This window comes from Acinetobacter sp. UBA3025, assembly GCF_002367915.1.
Classification (GTDB): domain Bacteria; phylum Pseudomonadota; class Gammaproteobacteria; order Pseudomonadales; family Moraxellaceae; genus Acinetobacter.
The window spans coordinates 1-5,268 of sequence record NZ_DFDO01000207.1; the positions used below are offsets into that span (position 1 = coordinate 1).

The 5,268-nt window shown below is 43.9% G+C and carries 5 protein-coding genes and 2 pseudogenes; 6 read left to right on the forward strand and 1 reads right to left on the reverse strand.

Annotated elements, in window-relative coordinates:
- A pseudogene (locus tag B4J23_RS14350) lies at nt 1–66 on the reverse strand (glutamine amidotransferase-related protein); the annotation flags it as partial.
- Between B4J23_RS14350 and B4J23_RS08675 the strand changes: the two are divergent.
- The 6 genes and pseudogenes from B4J23_RS08675 to rodA all read left to right on the forward strand — a co-directional run.
- Nucleotides 63–536: pseudogene (locus B4J23_RS08675) on the forward strand (glutamine amidotransferase-related protein); the annotation flags it as partial. The pseudogenes B4J23_RS14350 and B4J23_RS08675 overlap by 4 nt on opposite strands.
- 31 nt (nt 537–567) lie before the next feature.
- On the forward strand, nt 568–1,425 hold the full coding sequence (kdsA, locus tag B4J23_RS08680) for a 3-deoxy-8-phosphooctulonate synthase (protein ID WP_004783756.1): 858 nt from the start codon (nt 568–570) through the stop codon (nt 1,423–1,425).
- Nucleotides 1,426–1,469: 44 nt separating this feature from the next.
- On the forward strand, nt 1,470–2,759 hold the full coding sequence (eno, locus tag B4J23_RS08685; RefSeq protein ID WP_034171067.1) for a phosphopyruvate hydratase: 1,290 nt from the start codon (nt 1,470–1,472) through the stop codon (nt 2,757–2,759).
- Nucleotides 2,760–2,766: 7 nt separating this feature from the next.
- Nucleotides 2,767–3,156, forward strand: a complete 390-nt coding sequence (locus B4J23_RS08690; RefSeq protein ID WP_376748776.1) for a septum formation initiator family protein — start codon at nt 2,767–2,769, stop codon at nt 3,154–3,156.
- Nucleotides 3,125–3,838 (forward strand): 2-C-methyl-D-erythritol 4-phosphate cytidylyltransferase, encoded by a 714-nt coding sequence (ispD, locus tag B4J23_RS08695; protein WP_284879577.1) that lies wholly within the window; start codon nt 3,125–3,127, stop codon nt 3,836–3,838. Before B4J23_RS08690 ends, ispD begins: the two co-directional genes overlap by 32 nt.
- 100 nt (nt 3,839–3,938) lie before the next feature.
- Nucleotides 3,939–5,078 (forward strand): rod shape-determining protein RodA, encoded by a 1,140-nt coding sequence (gene rodA, locus B4J23_RS08700; protein WP_166134868.1) that lies wholly within the window; start codon nt 3,939–3,941, stop codon nt 5,076–5,078.
- Nucleotides 5,079–5,268: the final 190 nt, after the last annotated feature.

Here is a 5,268-nt window from a genome sequence, read left to right on the forward strand (position 1 = left end):
AGCCACGTTACGTGCATATTCAATTACTGCAAGCTGCATACCTAAGCAGATACCCAGGAACGGAATATGCACGTAACGTGGCTGGTATTGCTGACGCAACCTCGACTGAATTCAACCGTTCAACCAAAGCTCCATTGATTGGTCTGATCACTGAATGGTTAGATGAGCGCGGTGAAGTTCAACAGCGTTCAGTAGATTCTGATCTTGGCGGTACCATGCGTCTAGGTGCACAGAAGTCTGAACTGGTACCGGGTACCAAGACTGCTGAAGTGTATGGTTCGGATGAAATTATCGAACGTCACCGTCACCGTTACGAGATGAACAACCGTTATATCCCAGTGCTGGAAGAAAAAGGCATGAAGATTTCTGGTTATTCTCCAGTGCAACACCTGGTAGAAACTGTTGAAATTCCTGCACATCCTTGGTTTATTGCAGTACAATTCCACCCGGAATTTACCAGCTCGCCACGTGATGGACATCCATTATTTGCCGGTTTCATTGATGCTGCGAAAAAACAGTACCAAAAAACTAAATAATGCGAGTTTAAGACACAACTAGGAAGTTTAAATGTCACAATTAAAACCACAAGAAATTGTACGTTTAGGCGATATACAAATGGCAAACCACTTGCCATTTGTACTATTCGGCGGCATGAACGTACTTGAGTCGAAAGACTTAGCTTTTGAAATTGCAGAGACTTATGTTGATATCTGCAAACGTTTAGATATTCCATATGTCTTTAAAGCAAGTTTTGACAAAGCCAACCGTTCAAGCCTGAACTCATTCCGTGGGCCTGGCCTGGAAAAAGGAATCGAGTGGTTAGCCGACATTAAAAAACATTTTAATGTGCCAATTATCACTGATGTACATGAGCCGTATCAGGCTGCTCCTGTGGCAGAAGTTGCTGACATTATCCAGCTACCTGCATTCTTAAGTCGTCAGACTGACCTGGTTGAAGCGATGGCAAAAACTGATGCCATTATCAACATCAAGAAAGCCCAGTTCCTTGCTCCGCACGAAATGCGCCACATTTTGCATAAGTGTCTGGAAGCAGGGAATGACAAGCTGATTCTTTGTGAGCGTGGTTCTGCTTTTGGTTACAACAATCTGGTTGTAGACATGCTGGGCTTCGACATCATGAAAGAAATGAACGTGCCAGTATTCTTTGATGTAACACATGCATTACAAACTCCAGGCGGTCGTGCTGACTCTGCCGGTGGTCGTCGTGCGCAGATTACTACACTGGCGCGTGCCGGTATGGCAACAGGTCTTGCAGGTTTGTTCCTGGAAGCTCATCCAAATCCGGATGTGGCAAAATGTGATGGTCCTTGTGCCTTGCGTTTATCTCAACTAGAACCATTCCTGGCTCAATTAAAAGAGCTGGATACTCTAGTGAAAGGATTTGAAAAATTAGATACCCATTGATGCAGTTTTAAGCATCCTGTTATTAATCAACTGAGGAATTGTTCATGAGCCAAATCGTTGACATTCGTGCACGTGAAATTTTGGACTCTCGTGGTAACCCAACCATCGAAGCAGACGTTATCCTGGCATCTGGCGTAGTTGGCCGTGCATGTGCACCATCTGGTGCTTCAACTGGTTCTCGTGAAGCTTTAGAACTTCGTGATGGCGATAAAGCACGTTACCTAGGTAAAGGTGTTAAAACTGCGGTTAACAACGTAAACACTCTGATTCGTGATGCGTTAGTGGGTAAATCAGTATTCGAACAGAAAGACATCGACAATACGATGATCGCTTTAGACGGTACTGAAAACAAAGAAAAATTAGGTGCAAACGCAACTTTGGCGGTATCTCTTGCTGCTGCGCGTGCTGCTGCTGAAGAAAAGAAAACTCCGCTTTACCAATATATCGCAGATCTTCGTGGTCAAAAGATTTTGACTATGCCTGTTCCAATGATGAACATCCTGAACGGTGGTGCTCACGCAGACAACACTGTTGATATTCAGGAATTCATGATTGAGCCTGTAGGTTTCACTTCATTCTCTGAAGCGTTACGTGCCGGTGCTGAAATCTTCCATTCTTTAAAATCAGTTTTGAAGAAACAAGGTTTGAACACTGCAGTCGGTGATGAAGGTGGTTTTGCGCCAAACCTTCGTTCTAACGAAGAAGCTATTACTGTGATCCTGTCTGCAATCGAGCAAACTGGTTACAAAGCTGGTTCTGACATCATGCTTGCACTTGACTGCGCATCTTCAGAATTCTACAAAGATGGTCAATACATCCTGGCTGGCGAAGGCAACAAATCGTTCACAAGCAACCAGTTTGCTGACTACCTTGCAGGTCTGGTAAATCAATACCCAATTATCTCGATTGAAGATGGTCTGGACGAATCTGACTGGGAAGGCTGGTCTTACCTGACTTCTATCCTTGGCGACAAGATCCAGTTGGTGGGTGATGACCTGTTCGTTACGAATCCTAAGATTCTTCAACGTGGTATCAACGAGAAAGTAGGTAACTCAATCCTGATCAAGTACAACCAGATCGGTACATTGACTGAAACTTTAGATGCAATCTACCTTGCGAAAGCAAATGGTTACTCTACTGTAATCTCTCACCGTTCAGGCGAAACTGAAGATTCTACTATTGCAGATCTTGCAGTAGGTACAGCAGCAGGTCAAATCAAGACTGGTTCACTTTGCCGTTCTGACCGTGTAGCGAAATATAACCAATTACTTCGTATCGAAGAATTGACTCAAGCTGCATATCGCGGTAAAGCTGAGTTCAAAGGTTTGAACTAAGCGACTTATGTCAATGTTAAATGTATTCGACTCCTTGATGAGTAAAGTACTGTTGGGCCTTGCGATCGTTCTGATCGCAGGGTTTCAATATTTATACTGGTTCGGTGAGGGTGGTTATAATGACCATCAGGCATTGACCCAGAAAATCCAGCAACAAGTAGAATTGAATGAAGAACTGAAAGAACGTAATCGCGTTCTGGCTGCAGAAGTTTATGATTTGAAGAATGGTATTGAAGCCATCGAAGAGCATGCCCGTCTCGATCTAGGTTTGATCAAGCCGCATGAAACCTTTGTGCAAATGAGCACTATTAGTACTCAATATAAACCGATTTATCTTAATTCGAATAAAGTAGACCTGAGAACCAATGAATCAGCTGATGTTCCAACAACACCATAAATTGTGGGTCATTTTACCAGCTGCAGGTTCCGGTAGCCGATTTTCCAAAACCGAACTTAAACAATACCAGATGATTCAGGAACAGACCGTTCTTGAACATACGGTTTCGCGCCTGAATCAATTGCCATTAGCAGGTTATGTCCTTGCGATTGGTGCACAGGATGATGTTGCCAAGACTCTGCCACTTTCTCATCTGGATAAAGCACATTTTTGCTTGGGCGGTGCAGAGCGCGTCAACTCTGTACTAAATGCCTTGGAATATTTATCTGAGATTGCTTCAGAAGAGGATTGGGTTTTGGTGCATGATGCAGCCCGTCCTTGTGTGAGTCAAAGCTCCCTGATTGATCTGGTCAATACAGCAATTCAAACTGATCAGGCTGCGATTCTGGCCATTCCGGTACGGGATACCTTAAAACGTGTCGTAAAGAATCATGATATTGAAACGACAGTAGATCGTTCAACTTTGTGGCAGGCGCAAACACCACAAATGGCGAAACTTGGAACCTTAGAACGTGCGATTCAGCAGGCACTCGCAGATGGTGTTACCATTACCGATGAAGCCAGTGCACTGGAACATATAGACGAACCAGTTCAAGTAGTACAAGGTCGCTCTGACAATATTAAAATTACCTATCCAGATGATCTGGAACTGGCCAAGCTGATTCTGGCTGCCCAGCGCTAAATATATTGCAATAAAAATGGAATAAATCAGTCAATGGCGATTTATTCCGGAGCACTTTAACTTATAATTTTGCCATCATAAATTTTCTACCCGTGGGCCAATGATCCCTTCACAGCAGTATCGTTTTTTGCGGCAGTCCGCACGCGATGGTCGTAGTATTAATCCCCAGAATGCCTCCCGATGGACCAAGTTGCACCTCGATCCATGGCTGCTTTGTTTCCTGATTTTAAATGCGATCTTGGGTCTGATGGTGGTTTACAGTGCCACCTCTGAAGATTCGGGGATGGTGATTCGCCAGGCGATCAGTTTTGGTGTGGGCTTTGTGGTGATGTTTATCTGTGCACAGGTGCCACCGAAGGTTTATCAGGCTGCCAGTCCATATTTTTATATGTTCGGTATCTTTATGCTACTGCTGGTCTTTGTGATTGGTGAAAAGCGTCTGGGGGCAACACGCTGGATTACATTGCCGGGTGTGGGGAGCATGCAGCCGAGTGAGGTAATGAAGTTTGCCATGCCACTGATGATGGCCTGGTACTTTGCCCGTAAACCTTTCCCGCCAAAATTTCTAGATATTGTCGGCGCCTTGGTGATTTTAGGCGTACCTTTTGTACTGGTGGCATTACAACCCGATCTAAATATCGGTCTGGTGATTCCTGGAATCTTTGTACTGTTCCTGAGTGGCATGTCATGGCGTCTAATTGCTGGAGCCTTTGCTGCTTTGGCCGTTGCAGTGCCGCTACTGTGGATGTTCTTGTTGCAGGAATATCAAAAGAAACGGATTCTGACTTTATTCGATCCAGAATCGGATGCCTTGGGCGCAGGCTGGAACATTATCCAGTCCAAAATTGCCATCGGTTCGGGTGGGGTTATGGGGAAAGGCTATTCGCAAGGCACCCAGTCTCATCTAGGTTATTTACCTGAACATCATACCGACTTCATCATGTCGACTTATGCCGAAGAATTTGGTTTTATCGGGGTGTTTCTGCTATTCAGCCTGTTTACGGCCATTATTATTCGCTGTCTGATTATTGGCATGAATAGCTTTCATAACTTTGGCCGTTTGTATGCCGGTGCGATCGGACTGACTTTCTTTTTCTTCGTGTTTTTAAACTCAGGCATGGTCAGTGGGATTTTACCTGTAACGGGTGACCCTTTGCCATTGATGAGTTATGGGGGTACAGCTGTGATTTCCATGTTGGCAGGGATGGGTATTGTGATGTCAATTCATACTCATCGTTAAAAAATTCAATGAAGTAAGTTTTCAAAGCCGGACCAGTTCTGGCTTTTTTATTGCTCGTATTTATTAAAAGTAGCTTTATGCTATAAATATTCAATAACTTAGATAAATCGTATGTAATTTTTATTGTTGAGGGGAAAATGCATAAATTAATTATAGCCATTGGAATTTTGGGCTTATCTGTTTCAGCTTG

Bases quoted from the DNA above. Each gene is read 5' to 3' on its own strand.
- kdsA (WP_004783756.1), top strand. From the start codon at position 568: ATGTCACAATTAAAACCACAAGAAATTGTACGTTTAGGCGATATACAA.
- eno (WP_034171067.1), top strand. From the start codon at position 1,470: ATGAGCCAAATCGTTGACATTCGTGCACGTGAAATTTTGGACTCTCGT.
- B4J23_RS08690 (WP_376748776.1), top strand. From the start codon at position 2,767: ATGTCAATGTTAAATGTATTCGACTCCTTGATGAGTAAAGTACTGTTG.
- ispD (WP_284879577.1), top strand. From the start codon at position 3,125: ATGAATCAGCTGATGTTCCAACAACACCATAAATTGTGGGTCATTTTA.
- rodA (WP_166134868.1), top strand. From the start codon at position 3,939: ATGATCCCTTCACAGCAGTATCGTTTTTTGCGGCAGTCCGCACGCGAT.